This window comes from Streptomyces sp. NPDC059142 (assembly GCF_042755665.1).
Taxonomy (GTDB): Bacteria; Actinomycetota; Actinomycetes; order Streptomycetales; family Streptomycetaceae; genus Streptomyces.
Window position 1 is genome coordinate 68,673 of the sequence record NZ_JBHZDA010000019.1, and the last position, 18,660, is coordinate 87,332.

Annotated in this window: 14 protein-coding genes and 1 riboswitch; of the genes, 5 read left to right on the forward strand and 9 right to left on the reverse strand. The window is 74.4% G+C overall.

Annotated features, from left to right (window positions below; all coding sequences use genetic code 11):
• Nucleotides 1-2: 2 nt before the first annotated feature.
• Both ACFXPK_RS10380 and ACFXPK_RS10385 read right to left on the reverse strand, forming a co-directional pair.
• Nucleotides 3-656, reverse strand: coding sequence for an HAD-IA family hydrolase (locus tag ACFXPK_RS10380; RefSeq protein WP_385073744.1), 654 nt, complete (start codon nt 654-656; stop codon nt 3-5).
• Nucleotides 657-811: 155 nt separating this feature from the next.
• Nucleotides 812-1,714: a peptidoglycan-binding protein gene (locus tag ACFXPK_RS10385; protein ID WP_385073747.1), complete on the reverse strand. Its 903-nt coding sequence runs from the start codon at nt 1,712-1,714 to the stop codon at nt 812-814.
• A 625-nt stretch (nt 1,715-2,339) separates the two neighbouring features.
• On the opposite strand from ACFXPK_RS10385, the gene ACFXPK_RS10390 reads away from it, so the two are divergent.
• A complete protein-coding gene (locus tag ACFXPK_RS10390) occupies nt 2,340-4,385 on the forward strand; it encodes a DHA2 family efflux MFS transporter permease subunit (RefSeq protein ID WP_384991209.1) in 2,046 nt (681 codons plus the stop codon).
• Between the two features lie 6 nt (nt 4,386-4,391).
• Here ACFXPK_RS10390 and ACFXPK_RS10395 read toward each other — a convergent pair whose 3' ends face one another.
• On the reverse strand, nt 4,392-4,904 hold the full coding sequence (locus ACFXPK_RS10395; protein ID WP_385073751.1) for a GNAT family N-acetyltransferase: 513 nt from the start codon (nt 4,902-4,904) through the stop codon (nt 4,392-4,394).
• Nucleotides 4,905-5,026: 122 nt separating this feature from the next.
• On the opposite strand from ACFXPK_RS10395, the gene ACFXPK_RS10400 reads away from it, so the two are divergent.
• Nucleotides 5,027-5,656: a hypothetical protein gene (locus tag ACFXPK_RS10400; RefSeq protein ID WP_385073753.1), complete on the forward strand. Its 630-nt coding sequence runs from the start codon at nt 5,027-5,029 to the stop codon at nt 5,654-5,656.
• The gene (locus ACFXPK_RS10405) at nt 5,656-6,348 is read left to right on the forward strand and encodes a hypothetical protein (RefSeq protein WP_385073755.1); all 693 of its coding nucleotides are present in this window, start codon (nt 5,656-5,658) and stop codon (nt 6,346-6,348) included. Before ACFXPK_RS10400 ends, ACFXPK_RS10405 begins: the two co-directional genes overlap by 1 nt.
• Nucleotides 6,349-6,503: 155 nt before the next feature.
• On the opposite strand, the gene ACFXPK_RS10410 is transcribed toward ACFXPK_RS10405, so the two are convergent.
• Nucleotides 6,504-7,208: an O-methyltransferase gene (locus ACFXPK_RS10410; protein ID WP_384991220.1), complete on the reverse strand. Its 705-nt coding sequence runs from the start codon at nt 7,206-7,208 to the stop codon at nt 6,504-6,506.
• A gap of 258 nt (nt 7,209-7,466) precedes the next feature.
• Here ACFXPK_RS10410 and ACFXPK_RS10415 point away from each other — a divergent pair, with 258 nt between their 5' ends.
• On the forward strand, nt 7,467-9,581 hold the full coding sequence (locus ACFXPK_RS10415) for a bifunctional glycosyltransferase 87/phosphatase PAP2 family protein (protein WP_385073758.1): 2,115 nt from the start codon (nt 7,467-7,469) through the stop codon (nt 9,579-9,581).
• A 105-nt stretch (nt 9,582-9,686) separates the two neighbouring features.
• Here ACFXPK_RS10415 and ACFXPK_RS10420 read toward each other — a convergent pair whose 3' ends face one another.
• Genes ACFXPK_RS10420 through ACFXPK_RS10440 form a run of 5 tightly spaced genes read right to left on the reverse strand, consistent with a single transcriptional unit; the run spans nt 9,687 to nt 15,547 of the window.
• On the reverse strand, nt 9,687-10,592 hold the full coding sequence (locus tag ACFXPK_RS10420; RefSeq protein WP_385073761.1) for an ECF transporter S component: 906 nt from the start codon (nt 10,590-10,592) through the stop codon (nt 9,687-9,689).
• A complete protein-coding gene (locus tag ACFXPK_RS10425; protein ID WP_385073764.1) occupies nt 10,589-12,316 on the reverse strand; it encodes an ABC transporter ATP-binding protein in 1,728 nt (575 codons plus the stop codon). Before ACFXPK_RS10425 ends, ACFXPK_RS10420 begins: the two co-directional genes overlap by 4 nt.
• Nucleotides 12,313-13,473, reverse strand: a complete 1,161-nt coding sequence (locus ACFXPK_RS10430; RefSeq protein ID WP_385073767.1) for an energy-coupling factor transporter transmembrane protein EcfT — start codon at nt 13,471-13,473, stop codon at nt 12,313-12,315. The genes ACFXPK_RS10425 and ACFXPK_RS10430 overlap by 4 nt, the downstream gene beginning before the upstream one ends.
• A gap of 8 nt (nt 13,474-13,481) precedes the next feature.
• Nucleotides 13,482-14,204, reverse strand: a complete 723-nt coding sequence (locus tag ACFXPK_RS10435) for an SCO2322 family protein (protein WP_385073769.1) — start codon at nt 14,202-14,204, stop codon at nt 13,482-13,484.
• Complete coding sequence (locus tag ACFXPK_RS10440) at nt 14,201-15,547, reverse strand: prenyltransferase/squalene oxidase repeat-containing protein (RefSeq protein ID WP_385073771.1); 1,347 nt, start codon at nt 15,545-15,547, stop codon at nt 14,201-14,203. Before ACFXPK_RS10440 ends, ACFXPK_RS10435 begins: the two co-directional genes overlap by 4 nt.
• 195 nt (nt 15,548-15,742) lie before the next feature.
• Nucleotides 15,743-15,811, reverse strand: a riboswitch (cobalamin riboswitch).
• A gap of 351 nt (nt 15,812-16,162) precedes the next feature.
• Here ACFXPK_RS10440 and ACFXPK_RS10445 point away from each other — a divergent pair.
• Nucleotides 16,163-18,619: an endonuclease/exonuclease/phosphatase family protein gene (locus ACFXPK_RS10445; RefSeq protein ID WP_385073774.1), complete on the forward strand. Its 2,457-nt coding sequence runs from the start codon at nt 16,163-16,165 to the stop codon at nt 18,617-18,619.
• Nucleotides 18,620-18,660: the final 41 nt, after the last annotated feature.

Here is an 18,660-nt window from a genome sequence, read left to right on the forward strand (position 1 = left end):
CGTCACCCGTCGATGTGCAGGACCAGTCCGCCGTCCGGCAGGGGCTCCACCCGCAGCCCCGTCAGGTCCTGGACATGGGCGTCCGGCGCCATCGCCGCCGCGCGCGGCCCCACGCCCACCACCCGCATCCCCGCGGCCCGCGCCGCCGCGATGCCCGCCTCGGAGTCCTCGAACACCACACAGTCCTGCGCGGGTACGCCGAGCGAGGCCGCGCCCAGGAGGAAGCCCTCCGGGTCGGGCTTGCTCGCCGTGACGTCCTCGGCCGTGACGCGGATCTTCGGCATCGGGAGCCCGGCGGCGGTCATCCTGGCCTCCGCCAGCGGTACGTTCGCCGAAGTCACCAGGGCGTGCGGCAGCGTGGTGATCTCCGCCAGGAACTCCGGGGCGCCCGGAACGGGCACCACGCCCTCCGTGTCCGCGATCTCCTCGGCGAGCATCGCGCGGTTGTCGGCGAGGTTCTCCTCCATCGGGCGGTCCGGCAGCAGAACGGCCATGGTGGCGTACCCCTGACGGCCGTGGACCACCTTCATGATCTCGCGCGGGTCCAGCGCGTGGGCCCGCGCCCAGCGCGTCCAGCAGCGCTCGACGGAGGCGTCGGAGTTGACGAGGGTGCCGTCCATGTCGAGGAGCAGGGCCTTGACGGCGTCGAGCTTCACGGGCGTCTCCGGGCTGGGCGGGGCGGGACAAATCGTCGGCGGGCGGTACGACCGTACGGCCGTGTACGGACGTACGGGCCCGGAACAAAGTGACTCCACCCGTCGGTCAGGTGAACGGGCGAAGCCACTTTGTTTCGTCATTGTACAAAGAGCCCTCAGCCGCGCGCGCCGTACCCCTGCCCGTAGCCCTTCCCGGACCCGGGGACGTTCCCCCCGTACCCCTGCCCGTACCCCTGGGTCTCGTTCTCCAGGGCGAGCCGGGTCCGGGGGCCGTAGACGCCCGCGGTGTCCTCCTGGAGGTTCCGCGTCTGCTGGAAGCGGCGTACGGCGTCCTCGACGGTCCGGTCGTACCTGCCGTCCGGCCGCGCGTGGAACAGGCCGACCCACACCAGCCTGAACTGAAGCTCCACCACCTCGTCGCCGGAGTCGCCGGGGGCCAGTGTGGCGCCCGCAGCCCCGCCCGGCTGCGCAGCCGCCGAGGTCTCCGCGGGCCCGCTCGGCGTGGCGGAGGCCGGCGGCTCCTGGGACGCGGACGGTTCCGGCGCGCGGGAGGACGCCGGCGCGGACGGGGTGGCCTCCGCCGACGGCGACCGCGTCACGTCCGTGGGCCCCGTCGACGCGCCGGGCGACGGGGAGGCCGGTGCGGGCGCCTCCTCCGTCGCCCCGTCGTTGGCCGACGGCAGCCAGGTGCTGATCGTGCCGGGCACCGCCCGTTCGTCACGGTCGGCCCCCGCGAACAGCCCCCCGGCGAAGGCAGCCGTACCGACCACGGCCACCGCCACCGTGCCGGCCGCGAGGAGCCGCAGCGCGGTACGGCGCCCCGCCGGCGGCCGGGCGGGCGGGAACGGCGCGCCCGGCGGTTCGGCGGAGGCGGGCGCCGGCGCGGGCACGGCGGTGGGGGTGAGCGGCGGCATCGGGCCCGCCGTACGGAAGGACGTCGGCGCCGCGCGCGTCTCCTGGTCGCCGAGCTTCACGTACGGCCGTACGCGCAGCGGATGGAAGTCCTCCGACTCGGCGATCTCCGCGTCCTGCGCCTCGCGGGCGCCCTGTTCGGCCATCGCGGTGGACTCCGTTGCGGTGGATTCCGACGGCGCGGTGGATGCGGGTGGTGCGGTGGGTGCGGGTGGTGCGGTGGACGTGGGTGGTGCGGGCGGCGCGGGTGGTGCGAGTGGTGCGGTGGACGCGGGTGGTGCGGTGGAGTCCGGTCGTGCGGTGGGCTCCGCCGGCGTGGATTCCGGAGGCGCCGCCCCCGGCTCCGGCGCGTGGGACTCCGCCGCTCCCGGCTCCGGCGCGTGGGACTCCGCCGCCCCCGACTCCCCGCAGCCGCAGCCGGGTCTCTCCTCCGCGCCCGGCGGCGTACCGCATCCGGGACAGAGCTGTCCTGACACCTTGGGTTCCCCTCCCCTTGAACTGCCGCCGATTATGCAGCCCCCGCATGACGCGCGTACGCGCACCCGGACGGCATCGGCCGCCGCTCGGCAGGCCATAACGGGACAGAGCGGCCAGGATGGAATCCGGTGGACCGACCGCGTACGGACAACGGCCCGGTGCCGGTCCGTCGGCGCCCCCCCGCCGACGTGTCGACGCCGCCCCCCCCACGACGCATCGCGCGGCCCCGGCCCCAGCCCCACCCGGCCGGTCCAGCCGGCCACAGGCGACCAGTGCACCCGAGGAGTTGTCCCCATGGCTCAGGAAGTGACCACCCCGGCCGTCAGCGCGGCCCCCGGCACGGGGCGGAGCCCGCGCACCGTCCTCCTCGCGATAGGCGCGCTGCTCATGGGCCTGCTGCTCGCCTCGCTCGACCAGACCATCGTCTCCACCGCACTGCCGACCATCGTCAGCGATCTCGGCGGTCTGGAACACCTCTCCTGGGTCGTCACCGCGTATCTGCTGGCCTCGACCGCCGCCACCCCCCTCTGGGGCAAGCTCGGTGACCAGTACGGCCGGAAGAAGCTCTTCCAGACCGCCGTCGTCATCTTCCTGATCGGCTCCGCGCTCTGCGGCATCGCCCAGAACATGACCCAGCTCATCGCCTTCCGCGCGCTCCAGGGGCTGGGCGGCGGTGGTCTGATCGTGCTCTCCATGGCGATCGTCGGCGACCTCGTCACCCCCCGCGAACGCGGCAGGTACCAGGGCCTGTTCGGCGCCGTCTTCGGCGCGACCAGCGTCCTCGGACCGCTGCTCGGCGGCTTCTTCACCCAGCATCTGAGCTGGCGCTGGGTCTTCTACGTCAACCTGCCCCTCGGCGTCGTCGCGCTGCTCGTCATCGCCGCCGTGCTGCACATCCCGGTGGACCGGACCCGGCACACCATCGACTACCTCGGCACCTTCCTCATCGCGTCCGTCGCCGTCTGTCTCGTCCTCGTCGCCTCCCTCGGCGGCACCACCTGGGCCTGGGGCTCCGCCGAGACCATCGGGCTCGCCGTCCTCGGCCTGGTGCTGCTCGCCGCCTTCATCCGGGTCGAACGGCGCGCGGCCGAACCCGTACTGCCCCTGCGCCTCTTCGGACTCAGGACCTTCACGCTCGTCGCCTGCATCAGCTTCATCGTCGGCTTCGCGATGTTCGGGGCGATGACCTACCTGCCGACGTTCCTCCAGATCGTCCACGGCATCAGCCCCACGCTGTCGGGCGTCCATCTGCTGCCCATGGTCCTCGGCCTGCTGATCACCTCCACCCTCTCGGGCCAGATCGTCAGCCGTACCGGCCGCTGGAAGGTGTTCCCGATCCTCGGCACCGGTGTCACCGCCGTCGGGCTGCTCCTGCTCCACCAGCTCACCGAGTTCACCGGCACCTGGGAGATGAGCGCCTACCTCTTCGTCTTCGGCGCCGGGCTCGGGCTCGTCATGCAGGTGCTCGTCCTGGTCGTACAGAACGCCGTCAGCTACCAGGACCTCGGCGTCGCCACCTCCGGCGCGACCTTCTTCCGCTCCATCGGCGCCTCCTTCGGCGTCGCCGTCTTCGGCACGATCTTCAGCAACCTGCTCCGGGACAAGCTCGCCGACGCCCTCGCGGGCAAGCCGCTGCCGCCCGGCGCCGGGACCGGGCAGCTCGCCGCCGACCCCGGCTCCCTCGGAAAGCTCCCCGCAGCGCTGCGCGGCCCCGTACTGCACGCCTACTCGACGTCCATCACCGACGTCTTCCTGTACGGCGTGCCGGTGGCGCTCCTCGCCTTCGCCGTCGCCTGGTTCCTGAAGGAGGACACCCTGCGCGGCTCCGTGACGGCGCCGGAGATCACCGAGACCCTGGCGTCCAACCCCGTCCAGCGCTCCTCGCGCGACGAGGTGGCCCGCGCCCTGTCCGTCCTGGGCACGCGCGAGGGCCGCCGCAGCGTCTACGAGACGATCACCGAGAAGGCGGGGTACGACCTGCTCCCGGCGGCCAGTTGGCTGCTGCTGCGGGTCCGGCGCGAGGGTGTCGTCCAGCCCGCCGCGCTCGTCGAGCGCACCAATGTGTCGCTGCGGACCGTCACCGACGCGTCCCGGCAGTTGGAGGAGCGCGGGCTGACCCGCCGCCGGGGCGTGGAGCTGACGCTCACGGAACGCGGTGAGGAGACCGCCGCGGCGCTGGCCGCCGCCCGGGAGGAATCGCTCGCCGAACTGCTGGGGGACTGGTGGGCGGCCGACCGGCCGACCGATCTGGTGGCGCTGGTGAAGGAGCTGAACGGCGAACTGTGCGGCTCCGACGGCGAACAGCCCATGGCCCCGCCGCCCAGGGACCACGCCGCCTGAGCCGCGCTACCGCCCGGCGGGCGCGGTCAGCTCCTTGCCGTACCAGATCTGCCGGTACGGTCCCGAGCTGTACGCCGGGATCTCCCGGAACCCCCGCTTCACGTACAGCCCCCGCGCCTCGACCAGATCGAGCCGTGTGTCGAGGACGAGCCGGTGCGCCCCGAGCCGCCGCGCGGCGTCCTCCAGGGCGGTCAGCAGCGCCGCCCCGCCGCCCGTCCGCCGCACGGCGGGGCTCACGTACACGCGGGTCAGCTCGGCGGTCGCCGCGTCGAGCAGCCGTACCCCGCCGCAGGAGGCGGCCACACCCTCGTCCCCGCCTCCGTCGCCGTACCGGCCGACCACGAACGCGCCGGTGGGCGGGGCGAGGCGGTCGGGCGGGTCGTCCGCCAGGCCCTCGTCGATCTCCGCCTCCGTCGCGGGCCGCCGCCAGTACCGGCCCGCGACCTCGGCGTAGTAGTCCCGGCGCAGCCGGGTGGCGTCGGACGTGGCGAAGGGTTCGGGGCGGACCGACCAGTTCATGGTCGTCTTCCTACCGGCGTACGGCGCCGTTTGGCCAGTGGATTACGGGCAACCCGACTCCACGAGCAAGAGCCGACACGACACGGCGCGGCACGAGCCGGCCGGGAACCAGGAAGGCACACATGTCCACTGTTCTGATCGTCGTCGCTCTGATCGTGGGATTCGTGGCGATCGTCGCCGCGGTCCTCTACACGGGACCTGGCAGGGCAGGCGGACGCGGCGCCCTGAAGCGGCGGTTCGGCCCGGAGTACGACCGTGTCCTGGCCCGGCACGACGGCGACGCCAAGGCCGCCGAGCGTGAGCTGGGCGAGCGGGTCGAGCGCCACGGCCGGCTGCGGCACCAGCCTCTCCCGGACGAGAAGCGCGAACAGTACGTGGCCGAATGGGCCGGTCTCCAGGAGCGGTTCGTCGACGCGCCGCAGGAAGCGGTGGCACAGGCCGAGCGCCTGGTGGCCCGGCTGGCGCAGGAGCGCGGCTACCCCGCGGGGACCGACCACGACGCCCAGATCGACGCCCTCTCCGTCCACCACGCGCACGCGGTCGACGGCTACCGCAGGGTGCACCACGCGGTCTCGGACGAGGGCCGCGGCACGAGTACGGAGGAGCTGCGCGAGGCGATGGTCGGCGCGCGGGAGCTCTTCGAACGACTGATCCTCGCCCACCCGGGCGACGACGGCGGCGACGGCCGCACGTCCCGGGGCACCGGGCGGAACCGGAACTTCTCACTGCGGCCCAAAGGGAGTGGTGCGTGATGAGCGACCAGCGGAAGAGTGACACGAAGAACCACGAGACGCACGAGATGAACGAGACGAACGGGATGAACGAGACGCACGGGATACAGGAGACGCACGGGACCCGTGAGTCCCGGACGGCTGCGGCACGCGAGCCGCGTTCCGCGGCGCCCCCGGCGCCCCCGCGGGGCGCGGCGGCATCGCCCACGGCGGTGACCCCGGTGAAGCCGCTCCACGCGCCCGACGCGGCGCCCGGCTCCACCGCCCGGACGCCCGGCACGGGGGAGACCCCGGCGGCCCAGGCCCCGACGGCTGGGCCGACGCCGACCCGGACCCTGCCGACGCAGCCGCCGCCCACGCAGGACCCGGTGCACTCCGCGCAGGCGTCCCCCGCGCCCCCGGCGAAGGCCGGTGCCCCGGAAGGGGAGGAGCGGCTGTTCCCCCGGGACGAGGGCGACCGGCTCTCCGAGCGGCTCCAGGAGGCCCTGAACTCCTTCGTCGACGGGCCGCGCCGGTCGGTCGAGGAGGCGGCGGGCGTGCTGGAGGAGGCCGCCCGGCAGCTCACGACCGCGCTCGCCGAACGGCCGCGTTCGCTGCGCGCCGGCTGGGACGGGGACCGTGACGCCCGCGCGGCGGAGGGTTCCGACACGGAGGAGCTGCGGCTCGCCCTCCAGAGCTACCGCGAGATGACACAGCGACTGCTGCGGGTCTGACACACCCGTACCGAGACGGGAGGCGGCGGGCAAGGGACGGCCCGCCCCCTCCGCCCGTCTCCCGGGCCGGTGGGTCCGGCGGGGCAGGTGTGGCAGGTGGGTCGGGCGGGGCAGGTGGGTCCCGCGGATCCGTGCCCGCCCCCGCCCCCGCCCTGTCAGGACAGGACGCGGGCGAGCGCGAACCCGTCGTACCCCTTGGTGCCGACCGTCTGCACCGCCGTCGCCGACAGCCGCGGATTGCCCGCCATCTCCTCGATCATCCGCCGCGTCCCCAGCACCGAGGGGTCCGTGCTGCCGGGGTCGGCGACCGCCCCGCTCCGTACGACGTTGTCCACGACGATGACGCTGCCCGGCCGGGTGAGCTTCAGCGCCCACTCCACGTACAGCGGGTTGTTCCGCTTGTCCGCGTCGACGAAGACGAAGTCGAACGGGCCCGCGCCCTCGGCCAGCAGCACCGGCAGGGTGTCCAGGGCGGCCCCGGTCCGCACCTCGGCGATCCCGTCGAGACCGGCGTGCGCCAGATTGGCCCTGGCCACCTCGGCGTGGGCGGGGTCGTACTCCAGCGAGATCAGCCGGCCGTCCTCGGGCAGCGCGCGGGCCAGCCAGATGGTGCTGTAGCCGCCGAGCGTGCCGATCTCCAGGATCGTCCTGGCGCCCTGCGTCCGGGCGAGGAGCTGGAGCAGTTTGCCCTGGTTCGGGGCGACGCTGATGGCCGGCAGACCGGCCGCCTCACTGGCGGCGAGCGCGGCGGAGAGCGCCTCGTCGGCGGGGGCGAGCCGGTCGGTGAAGAAGTGGTCGACCGCGTTCCACCGGCTCTGCTGTCCCTGGTCCCCCTGCTGTCCCTGGTCTCCCTGTGACATACGGGCCTCTCAATCGTTTCGGAGATGCGTGAGGTGTGCGGTGGGTCGGAGGTGCGTGGTGTACGTGAGGTGCGTGCGGCCTCATCTTGATCCCGTTCGTGGCTCTCCCGCATCTCCCTCGGCCCCCGGCGTCCCGTGCGTCGCACGGAAAGAGGGGTGACGGTCAGGTGAAGAGGGGGTTGCCGTGGTCTTCTCCACGGGGCAGTGCGACGCTCTATGCCCCAAGGACGGGGTTTTCGGACGGAGGGTCGGCGCGGCGTGGTGAATGCAGAACACAGCGTGCACGGCGGGGTGGCGGCAGGTACGGCGGGGACCGGTCTCGGTACGGCCCGCATCGTGCTCTGGCTGCTCGCCGCGGTGCTGGCGGTACGGCAGACGGCGGTGGTGCTCAGACAGCCGCCCGGGGAACGGCTCACGGATCTGGAGACCTGGATCGGGGAGAACGGCGTCCTCCATGTGACGGGTTCGCTCTACGACACCGGCAGGTTCACCGGTACGCCGTTCGCCGGGCTGGCCCTCAAACCCCTGGCCAGGTCGGCCGAGCAGAGCCTCGGTGTCGCCTGGACCCTCGGCACCCTGCTGCTGGTCGTGGCCCTCGGTCTGGTGGTCGCCCGCCGCGCGCTGCCGGGTGAGCTGTCGCGCCGTACGGGACTGCTCGCCGCGCCCGTCGCGATCAGCCTGCTCATGCTCTCGCTGCCGGTGCGCAACAGCTTCTCCCTCGGGCAGACCAGCATCATCCCCGTCCTGCTGGTGCTCCTCGGCTGTTTCGCGGTACGCGGCGAACGCGCGTCCGGCGTACTGATCGGCCTCGGCGCCGCGTTGCAGCCGGCCGTACTGCTCTTCACCCCGCTGCTGTGGCTGACCGGACGGAAGAAGGCCGCGCTCACCTCGGCGGGGAGCTTCGCGGCGCTGACGGCGCTGGCGTGGGCCGCGATGCCGAACGACTCCTGGGCGTACTGGGTGCACCATGTGGCGGGCGCGGGGCTCGGCGAGCGCGCCGACAGCCTCGCCAACCAGTCCCTGCACGGCGCGCTGCTCAGGCTCGGTCTCGAAGGGCCGATGGAGGTCGTGCTCGTCCTCGTCCTCGCCGCCGCCGTCACCGTGCTCGGGCTGCGCAGGGCGGCCCACTACGCGCGGGACGGACAGCTCCTGCTGGCCGTCGCGCTGACCGGCTGCGTGGCCGTCGCGGTCTCCCCGACGGCCTGGCAGCACCAGCTCCTGTGGGTGCTGCTGGCGCTGGTCGGCCGGGTCGGCACCCGGTCCAGGGACCGGCTGGTGTGGCCCGCGGTGGTGGTCCTGGTGATGACGCTGCCGGGCAGGATGATGCTGCCGAACATGGCCGTGCTCGCTCCGCTCCGGGAGAACGTGCCGCTGATCGCGGCGCTCGCGGCGGCCTGCGCGGTGCCGTTCCTGACGCGGGCCTCGCCCCGCTTCGACCGGCCGGTCCCGACCGAGTACGCGCGCGCCGCGCCGGCCCGCTGGAGCCGGGTCCCGCTGATCCCGTTCTGGAAGCGGCTGGTCAGCCGCCCCAACCTGCTGCTCGAACTGCTGGCCATCCGCGTCGGCTACTCGGTGTACTCGCACATCAGGCTCGCCGCGACCGGCGGCCGGGAGGCGGCGGAGGAGCACGGCCGTCAGATCCACGGGATCGAGCGGGCGCTCGGCATCGACATCGAGCACTGGGTCAACCACGCGGTCGTGGACGTCAAGTGGGCCGAGAACTTCTTCAACTTCTACTACACGTCGTTCCACTTCGTGGTCCCGCTGACGATCCTCGGTGTCCTGTACGTACGCCGCCCCGCCGACTACCGCTGGGCCCGTACCTCCCTCGCCTTCGCCACCGTCCTGGCGCTCGTCGGCTTCTGGTTCTACCCGCTGGCGCCGCCCCGGCTGATGCCCGGCATGGGGTTCATCGACACCGTGCACGGCCCGCAGGACCTCACCAACCCGGACTACGGCGCGCTGACGGCGCTCACCAACCAGTACGCGGCGATGCCGTCGCTGCACTTCGGCTGGTCGCTGTGGTGCGGCGTGGTCATCGTGGTCCTCGCGCCCAGGATGTGGATGAAGCTCCTCGGGCTGCTCCACCCGCTCTTCACGGTGTGCGCCATCGTCGCCACCGCCAACCACTGGGTGCTGGACGCGGTGGGCGGCGCCGCGGTCGTGGGCGCGGGCTTCGGGCTGACGTATCTGCTGGCGGGGCCGCGGCGGCTGCTGCCGAGGGCGGTGCCGAAGGCCGACCCGTTCCCGAGGAGCCGGGAGGCCGCCGACGACGCCACCCCGGCGCCGGACGGCGCGGGCGCGGGGGCCGGCTCCGGTTCCGGCGCCGGAACCGGGGTGCCGGTGAAGACCGCGGGCGCGGCGCGGGAGTAGACGCGGGAGGAGCGGGGACGGCCGGAGCCGGAGGGCGCGGACGGGTTCAGGGTGCGGACGGGTTCAGGGACTGACGGGTTCAGGGTGCCGACGGGGACGGACCGTTCAGGGACGGACGGGGGTGTCCCCCTCCGCACGCCTCCGAGCCCGCTCCTCCTCCGGGGCCGCCGCGCCCTCGAAGGCCGCCTCCGCGTCGAACGCCGCCCGGCGCGTCGCCCGGCGCAACGCCCTGAGCAGCGCGGGTCCGACCGTCAGCGTCAGTACGACCGTCAGCACGGCCCGGCCCAGGTCCCAGCCGAAGGACGTCGCCGCGCAGTACGCGAGGAAGCGCGCCAGGTTGGCCTGGAGCGGGTCGCCCGGCTGGAAGGAGACGCCCGAGGACAGCCCGCCGAGATAGGTCCACCCCTGGAGGTTCATCACCGTGCCGTACGCGAACGCCGCGCCCGCCCCGTACAGCGCGAGCATCGCCCGTTCCGCCCGGCCGCGCAGCCGCGCGTGGCCGGGCAGCAGCCCGGCGCCCATCGTGAACCAGCCCATCGCCAGCATCTGGAACGGCAGCCAGGGGCCGACCCCGCCGGTCAGCAGCGCGGACGCGAACATCGTCACCGAGCCGAGCACGAAACCGAATCCGGGCCCCAGGACCCGGCCGCTCAGCACCATCAGGAAGAACATCGGCTCCAGCCCGGCCGTCCCCGCGCCCAGGGGCCGCAGCGCCGCGCCCACGGCGGCCAGCACCCCCAGCATCGCCACCGCCTTGGCGTCCAGTCCCGAGTCGGCGATGGTCGCCACGACCACCCCCACGAGCAGCGGGAGCAGCGCGGCGAAGAGCCACGGGGCGTCGCCGGAGTGCGCGAGCCCGGAGCCGGGGGCCGCGAGCAGCGGCCAGCCGAAGGCGGCCACCCCGGTCGCGCCGGTCAGGGCGAGGGCGCAGACCGCGCGCGGCCCCAGCCGCACCGCGCGCACCGCCCGTGCCCGCCCGGGGGCCGCCGCCGGTACGGCCCGCCCGGTCACGGTGTCCCCGCCGTCGCGTCGAGCGCCGTGGCCACCTGCGCCACCGTCAGCCACTCCTGCGGCGCCATGACCTTCGCGACCTGCGGAGCGAACGCGGGCGACGACATCACCACCCGGGGCGTCGGACCGTCCGCGACGATCTCGCCGTCGGCCAGGATCACCACCCGGTGGGCCAGTTCGGCGGCGAGTTCCACGTCGTGCGTCGCCAGGACGACCGCGTGTCCCTCGGCCGCCAGCCCGCGCACCACCGCGACCAGCCGGGCCTTCGCCGCGTAGTCGAGACCGCGCGTCGGCTCGTCCAGGAGGAGCAGCGGCGGCCGGGCCGTCAGGACCACGGCGAGCGCGAGCGCCAGCCGCTGCCCCTCGGAGAGATCGCGCGGGTGCGTGGTGCCCGCGATGTCCGGGAGGAGTTCCCCGACCAGGGCCAGACAGCGGCCGGGCGGCGCGCCCGCGTCCTCGTCCGCCGCCGCGCACTCGGCGGCGACCGTCTCGGCGTACAGCAGGTCGCGCGGTTCCTGCGGCACCAGTCCGACGTGCCGGACCATCTCGCGCGGCGGCGTACGGTGCGGGGCGTGGCCCCCGACGCGTACCGTCCCGGAGGCCGGTGCGACCGTCCCCACCAGGGCGGCGAGCAGGGTGGACTTGCCCGCGCCGTTACGGCCCATCAGGGCCACCGTCTCGCCGGGCGCGACGGTCAGCGACACGGCGCGCAGCGCCTCGGTCCGCCCGTGCCGTACCCGCAGCCCGTCGACCGCTACGACACCGGTGGCCGCGCTCTTCTCCTCGGCCCGCGCGGGGCTCCGGTGGAACAGGGAGCCGAACGTCCGCCGTACCGCCGGCCGCCCGGGGCCGGGGTCCGGCCGGGTGCGTACCGGGGGGAGCGCCGCCGGTTCCGTCCCGGCCAGCCGTTCGCGCAGCCCCGCCGCCCGGCGCCGCGCGTCCCGTACGGAGAGGGGCGGCGGCTCCCAGCCGTTCAGCCGGCCGAGCGCCACCACCGGCGGGTACACCGGCGACACCGCCATGATCCGCTCCGGCGCGCCGATCACCGGGGGCAGGCCGGGGCCGGGCAGCAGGATGACCTGGTCCGCGTACTGCACCACCCGTTCCAGCCGGTGTTCGGCCAGCAGGACCGTCGTGCCGAGGTCGTGCACCAGCCGTTGCAGCACGGCGAGCACCTCCTCGGCCGCCGCCGGGTCCAGCGCCGACGTCGGCTCGTCCAGCACCAGCACCTCGGGGTGCGGGGTGAGTACGGAGCCGATCGCGACCCGCTGCCGCTGCCCGCCCGAGAGCGTGGCGATGGGCCGGTCGCGCAGCTCGGCCAGGCCCAGCAGGTCGAGCGTCTCCTCGACGCGGCGCCGCATCACGTCGGGCGCCAGCCCCAGCGACTCCATGCCGTACGCCAGTTCGTCCTCGACGGTGTCGGTGACGAAGTGGGCGAGCGGGTCCTGGCCGACCGTGCCGACGAGATCGGCGAGTTCGCGCGGCTTGTGGGTACGGGTGTCCCGGCCGCCGACGGTGACCCGGCCGCGCAGCGTGCCGCCCGTGAAGTGCGGGACGAGGCCGGAGACCGTCCCCAGCAGGGTCGACTTGCCGGCCCCCGACGGGCCCACGAGCAGCACCAGTTCGCCCTCGGGCACGGTGAGGTCCACCCCGGCGATCACCGGGGCCGGGCCGCCGCCCGTGGTGTCGGTGTACTCCACCGAGACCTGTTCGAATCGGATCACGGTGTCGGCTCCTCGGACGGTGGTGGCGGCCCCGGCGCGGGGGCGATGAACGCGGGCAGCAGCCCGATCAGGACGCCCGCCGCCGGCCAGAGCGGCAGCGTCGGCGTCTCCAGCGGTACGACGCCGGGGTGCAGCGCCGCCGGTTCGGCGGCGCCCGCCACGATCAGCACGGCGGCCACGGCCGCGCCCGACCCCGCGACCAGCCAGGCGCGGGCGCCCCAGCGGTCCGGCCGGTAGCGGGTGCGGACCGAGCGCCGCCCGCCGAGCCGCAGCCCGGCCGCCGCGGCGACGGCGCCCGCCACCAGCAGGGGGGTGCCGTACGCGCCGCCCGCCGCGGAGAGCAGCCCGTACACCCCCGCGCAGACGCCCAGCAGCCCGCCGAGGGTGAGCGCGGTGGTGGTGTGCCGTACGGCGGGCGGGACCTGTGCGGTACGGCCGTACCCCCGGGCGTCCATCGAGGCGGCGAGCGCCACCGAACGCTCCAGCGCGCCCTCCAGCACCGGCAGCCCGATCCGCAGCACCGCCCCGACCCCTCCGGTGGACCGGCCGCGCAGCCGGCGGGCGGTGCGCAGGCGCGCGACGTCGGCGACCATGTTCGGCGCGAAGGTCATCGCCACGACGACGGCGACGCCCACCTCGTAGAGCGCGCCCGGCAACGACTTGAGGAGTCTGGCCGGGTTGGCGAGGGCGTTGGCGGCGCCCACGCAGATCAGCAGCGTGGCCAGCTTCGCGCCGTCGTACAGCGCGAACACCACCTGTTCGGCCGTCACCCGGCCGCCGATCCGCACCCCCGCCGCCCAGCCGGGCAGCGGCGCCTCGGGCAGGGTGAACAGGAGGTGGGAGCCGGGCACGGGCGAGCCGAGGAGGACCGAGAAGAGCAGCCGGACGGCGAGCACGGCCAGCCCCAGCTTGACGAAGGCCCCGTACGAGCGGGCCCAGGGCGCGTCCGTACGGCGGGCCGCCACCACATAGCCGGCCACCCCGACGAGCAGCCCCAGCAGCAGGGGATTGGTCGTCCGCGAGGCCGCCGCCGCCAGCCCGAGCGCCCAGAGCCACCAGGCCCCGGCGTGCAGGGCGTTGAACCGGCTCGCCTCGGGCGCCCGCGCCGTACGGCGGGCGGGGGCGGAGCCCGCGGGGCGGTGTGTCGTGCGGTCCATGGGGCGGTTCAGCCGCGCCGGCGGCGCGCCTGCCACACCCCGGCGGCGGCGAGCACCGCCACGGCGGCGAGACCCGCGAAGAGGCCGAGCGAGGGACCGCCGTCGCCGTCCTCCGTCCCGGGGCCGGTGGCCTCCGTACGGCCGTCCCCGAGCGTGGCCCGCGAGGAGGGCGTGTCTTCCGGGGACGGTGTGGTGTCCGGGGCCGGGGTCCGTGCCGCCGCCCCGTCCGGGACCTGCTCCCCGCAGCCCGACCCGGGGTAGCCGGAGATCGCGCAGAGCAGCGCGGCGCTGTTGTACCGCAGCGGCTTCGCCACCGCGGCGAGCGCGTCGGCGGCGGTGGCGTCCGCGCCGACCCGGGCACACCGCGCGCGGGGCGCGGGCGGCTCCTCCCCGGCCGGGGCGTCCGCCGCCGTACCGGAGTCGACGACGACGGCGATCCGCTTGGCGCCGTCCCGCGCCGGGGTGTCGGCGCAGACCGCCGCGAAGTCCGGCGCGGTGCGCGGCCGGGCCGCGTCCCCGCTGTCCGCGCTCACCGCGAAGCGGAAGCCGGTGACGGTGCCGTCGGCCGGCCGTAGCACGGCTGGGCCCTGGGTGGCGTACGCCCAACTCCCGCCGGTGGCCTGCCAGAACGACCAGTAGCGGTAACCGGCGGCCTGCGCGCCGCCCGCCCCCGTACCGAGCACGAGCCCCAGCGCCACCACCGCGGCGAGGACGTACCGCACGCGTATCACGGCTGCCGGGTCTTCCTGCGGCTGAGCAGGAACCCGGTCCCGAGCGCCGCGGCCACGCCGATCCCCGCCACCCACAGGAGCACCGCGGCGCCGCCGTCGGCGATCGCGCTCTCCGCGGCGTTGCCGGGGCGCGGCTCCGGGGACGTCACGGACTTGGGGGCGGGGCCGGTCGCGTTCAGCCGCTCCACGAGGTCGATCCCGCCGAAGTTGTGCGGGTCGGTGTCGGTCGCGTACGCCGCGAAGACCAACTGGGCGTACGCGGCGGGCCCCTGCTCCTGGGCCCAGGTCCCGGAGTTCTTCTTCAGCCACTCCAGGGCCCCGGTCGCCTGGTCCCCGTAACCGGCCGCCGTCAGGGCGACCACCGCGTCCGCCGTGTTCCCGATGTCCGGCACCGGCGCGGCGTCGCCGCCCTCGGTACCGGGCAGCGGCGGCTGGTCGAGGTGGCCGGTGGCCGCGAGGACCCCGGCCAGATAGGCGGCGCCGTTGCGGGCGGCACGCTCGGGGGAGGGCCGCTGCGCGCCGGTGGCCGGTACGCAGGTGGGGGCGGGGCCCGCCGTGACGGGCGCGCTGACCAGCCGCTTGCCGAGCCCGGCGAGTACGGCCGCCGCCGTGGCGTCGTCGTTCGCGGTCAGCTTGCCGCCCGTGTCCCGCTGGTACGCGAAGGCCCCGGCGTCCGCGCCCGAACCGGCGCCGCAGGGGATCGCGAGGTCCACGAGCGCGTCGTAGGCGTGCTTGCCGTCCGGATCGCCGCGCGGCACACGCACCGAGGTGGGCCGGACACCGGCGGAGGTGAGCGCGCCGATCACCAGGGAGGTGGAGTTGGCGTCGCTCGGCGTGCCCGGGGTGTAGCCCCAGCCGCCGTCCTTGTTCTGGACGGAGCGCAGCCAGGCCACGCTCGCCGCCATGAAGGGCCGCTGGTCGCCGAGGGAGGAGAGCGCCTGGACGGCGACCGCCGTGGAGTTGGAGTCGACGAGGGTGCCCGCGCCGCAGGGCGCGGCCGGGTCGGCGCGGAACGCCGCGAACCCGCCGTCCGCGCACCGCTGCTCCTTCAGCCAGCGCACGGCGTCGTCGGAGGGCCTGACACCCGCCGCGGCCTGGCCCAGCAGGGCGAGGGACTGCCGCCAGACACCGTCGTACGTGGGGTCCTTCTCCCCGTACAGCCCGTGCGGCACCTTCACCGCCGGGGCCGGGGCGGGCGCCGCAGGGGAGGGGGAGGCGGCAGGGGAGGCCGAGGACCCGGAGGCGGGAGGGACGTCGCCGCCCGCGAAGGCGGCCGGGGCGAACACCACGCAGAGCACGGCGGATACGGCGAGCGCCGCGGTGCCGCGGCGAACGGTGGTCATGGCTGCTGGCGCCTCTCGTTCGGGTCTTGCCGGGCTCGCGGGGTCTGAGCACGCAGGACCCGCACGGAAGCCCTGCCTCTCCTGCACGGGCCGGACACCGGGCACACCGGGGCACCGGGCTCCGGCCTCGTGTACCTCGACGATGCCCGCCCCGGCGGTTGCCGGTGGCACGAGCCGGTCACGACCGCGTACGGAGCATTCCGACTCGCCGCCGGCGACGACGGCTCACGGCTGCGGGCCAGTGCCGGATTCGCACCGGCTTCCCTCCATACGGGCATGATGACGACCCGCCCACTCTACCGGCCCGCTCCCGCCGGGCTCCCCGGCCCCGGCCGGTGGTCCCGCGCCGCCCGGCGGGGACGCGGCGGCCCGGCGGCCACGGCGGCGAAGCGGACCGGCCGCACGCGCCGGGGCGGTGTTCTCCGTCAACCAGGTTAAATCCGGCGAACACTCGGGAAACACTTGTCTCTTGGTGTGCGGGACCTCTTGTTCGGGCAGCATCTACGCGCGTATCTTGAGCCGACTTTTCACGCCATCACGCTCATCCGCGACGTCACCGAAGGAACCCACGGGGGGCCCGCCGGAAGTCGCAGCCAAGGAAAGAAAGAGTCACTCGTGTCTTCCTCCATACCCCCGGCCTTCCGGGGCCGCCGCGCGAAGATCGTCGCGCTGGCGCTCCCCGTAGGTCTCGCCGGTTCCCTCGTCGTCCTGCCCTTCACCGCCCAGGCGACACCGTCCCCGGACGCCGTGATCGCCGAGGTCTTCGGCGGCGGCGGCAACTCCGGAGCCACCCTCACCAACGACTTCATCGAGCTGGGCAACGCGGGCGGCGGCGCCTTCGACCTCACCGGCTGGTCCGTGCAGTACCTGAGCGGCTCGCCCACCGCCAGCTCCAAGTGGCAGGTCACCCCGCTGACCGGCGCCATCCCCGCCGGCGGCAGCTACCTCGTCGAGGAGGGCAAGGGCGCGGGCGGCGACACCGCCCTGCCCACCCCGGACGCGGCCGGCACGATCGCGATGTCGGCGAGCAGCGGCACCGTCGCGCTGGTCCACTCCACCACCGCGCTGACCTGCCTGACCGCCGCCGACTGCACGGGCGACGCCACGGTCAAGGACCTGGTCGGCTTCGGCACCGCCGTCGTACGGGAGTCCACCCCGGCCACCGGCGCGGGCAACACGACCTCGGTCGCCAGGAACGCGGCGCTCACCGACACCGACGACAACTCCGCCGACTTCACCGGCGCCACGCCCTCCCCCCGTAACAGCGCGGGCGAGGGCGGCGGCTCCGAGCCCTCCCCGACGCCCTCGCCCACCAGCACCACCCCCGGCGAGCTGCGCATCCACGACATCCAGGGCACCACCCGGATCTCCCCGCACGCCGGCAGCACCGTCACCGACGTGCCTGGCATCGTCACCGCCGTACGCGCCACCGGCTCCTCGCGCGGCTACTGGATCCAGGACCCGAACCCGGACAAGGACCAGGCGACCAGCGAGGCCGTGTTCGTCTTCACCGGCTCCGTCACCCCGCAGGTCAAGGTCGGCGACTCCGTCCTGGTCAGCGCCAAGGTCACCGAGTACTACCCGGGCGGCGCCGCGGGCGGCAACCAGTCCGTCACGGAGCTGACCGGCCCCACCTCCACCGTCCTGTCCTCCGGCAACGCGCTGCCCGCCGCCGAGGTCATCGACGCCAAGACGCTGCCCGAGGCGTACGCGCCCACGGTCAAGGGCCTCAACATCGAGCCGCTGACCCTGAACCCCAAGAAGTTCGCCCTGGACTGGCTGGAGTCCCGCGAGGGCATGCGCGTCCAGATCAAGGACACCCGGGTGGTCGGCGCCTCCAACGCGTACGGCGAGACCTGGGTCACCACCAAGCCCCAGCAGAACGCCACCCCGCGCGGCGGCACGCTCTACGGCTCCTACGACCAGCCCAACTCGGGCCGTCTGCTGGTCGCCTCGCTCACCGGCGAGAAGGCCGCGGCCAACGTGGGCGACACGCTCACCGGCCCGACGACCGGCGTGCTGGACTACTCCAACTACGGCGGTTACGGCCTCCAGTCCACCACGCTCGGCACGGTGAAGTCCGGCGGCCTCAAGCCCGAGGTGGCGAAGAAGGCCAAGGCCGACGAGCTGGCGGTGGCCACGTACAACGTCGAGAACCTCGACCCGACCGACCCGCAGGCGAAGTTCGACCGGCTGGCCGAGGGCGTCGTCAAGAACCTCTCCTCGCCCGACGTCGTGAGCCTGGAGGAGATCCAGGACAACAACGGCGCCAAGGACGACGGCACGGTCGCCGCCGACAAGACGCTCGCGCAGTTCATCGCGGCGATCAAGGCCCAGGGCGGCCCCACGTACGACTGGCGCTCGGTCGACCCGCAGGACAAGGTCGATGGCGGCGAGCCCGGCGGCAACATCCGTAACGTCTTCCTCTTCAACCCCCAGCGCGTCAGCTTCGTGGACCGTCCCGGCGGCGACGCCACCACGGCCACCAAGGTCGTCAAGGCGCCCAAGCCCGCCAAGGACGCCAAGAACGCCAAGGGCCGGGGCATCACCCTCTCCGTCTCGCCGGGCCGGATCAACCCCACCGCCGACGCCTGGAAGAACAGCCGCAAGCCGCTGGTCGGGGAGTTCACCTTCCGGGGCGAGCAGGTCTTCGTCATCGGCAACCACTTCAACTCCAAGGGCGGCGACCAGTCGCTGCACAGCCGCTTCCAGCCGCCGGTCCTCGGCTCCGAGACCCAGCGTCTGGCGCAGGCCAAGGAGGTCAACTCCTTCGTCACCTCGCTGCTCGCCCAGGACGCCAAGGCCAAGGTCGTCGTCCTCGGTGACCTGAACGACTACCCGTTCTCCAAGCCCGTCGCCGCCCTCACCCGGGGCAAGGTCCTCACCGACCTGATGGACAAGCTCCCGAAGAACGAGCGCTACAGCTACGTGTACGACGGCAACTCGCAGACGCTGGACCACATCCTGGTCAGCCCGGGCGTCAAGAAGCCCGACTACGAGGTCGTGCACATCAACGCCGAGTTCGCCGACCAGGCGAGCGACCACGACCCGCAGGTGGTCCGCATCCGCTGACCCGCCTGCGCCGGTGGCGTGCGGGTGCCCCGTGCGTGGGG

Bases quoted from the DNA above. Each gene is read 5' to 3' on its own strand.
- ACFXPK_RS10385 (WP_385073747.1), bottom strand. From the start codon at position 1,714: ATGGCCGAACAGGGCGCCCGCGAGGCGCAGGACGCGGAGATCGCCGAG.
- ACFXPK_RS10390 (WP_384991209.1), top strand. From the start codon at position 2,340: ATGGCTCAGGAAGTGACCACCCCGGCCGTCAGCGCGGCCCCCGGCACG.
- ACFXPK_RS10395 (WP_385073751.1), bottom strand. From the start codon at position 4,904: ATGAACTGGTCGGTCCGCCCCGAACCCTTCGCCACGTCCGACGCCACC.
- ACFXPK_RS10400 (WP_385073753.1), top strand. From the start codon at position 5,027: ATGTCCACTGTTCTGATCGTCGTCGCTCTGATCGTGGGATTCGTGGCG.
- ACFXPK_RS10405 (WP_385073755.1), top strand. From the start codon at position 5,656: ATGAGCGACCAGCGGAAGAGTGACACGAAGAACCACGAGACGCACGAG.
- ACFXPK_RS10410 (WP_384991220.1), bottom strand. From the start codon at position 7,208: ATGTCACAGGGAGACCAGGGACAGCAGGGGGACCAGGGACAGCAGAGC.
- ACFXPK_RS10430 (WP_385073767.1), bottom strand. From the start codon at position 13,473: ATGGACCGCACGACACACCGCCCCGCGGGCTCCGCCCCCGCCCGCCGT.
- ACFXPK_RS10440 (WP_385073771.1), bottom strand. From the start codon at position 15,547: ATGACCACCGTTCGCCGCGGCACCGCGGCGCTCGCCGTATCCGCCGTG.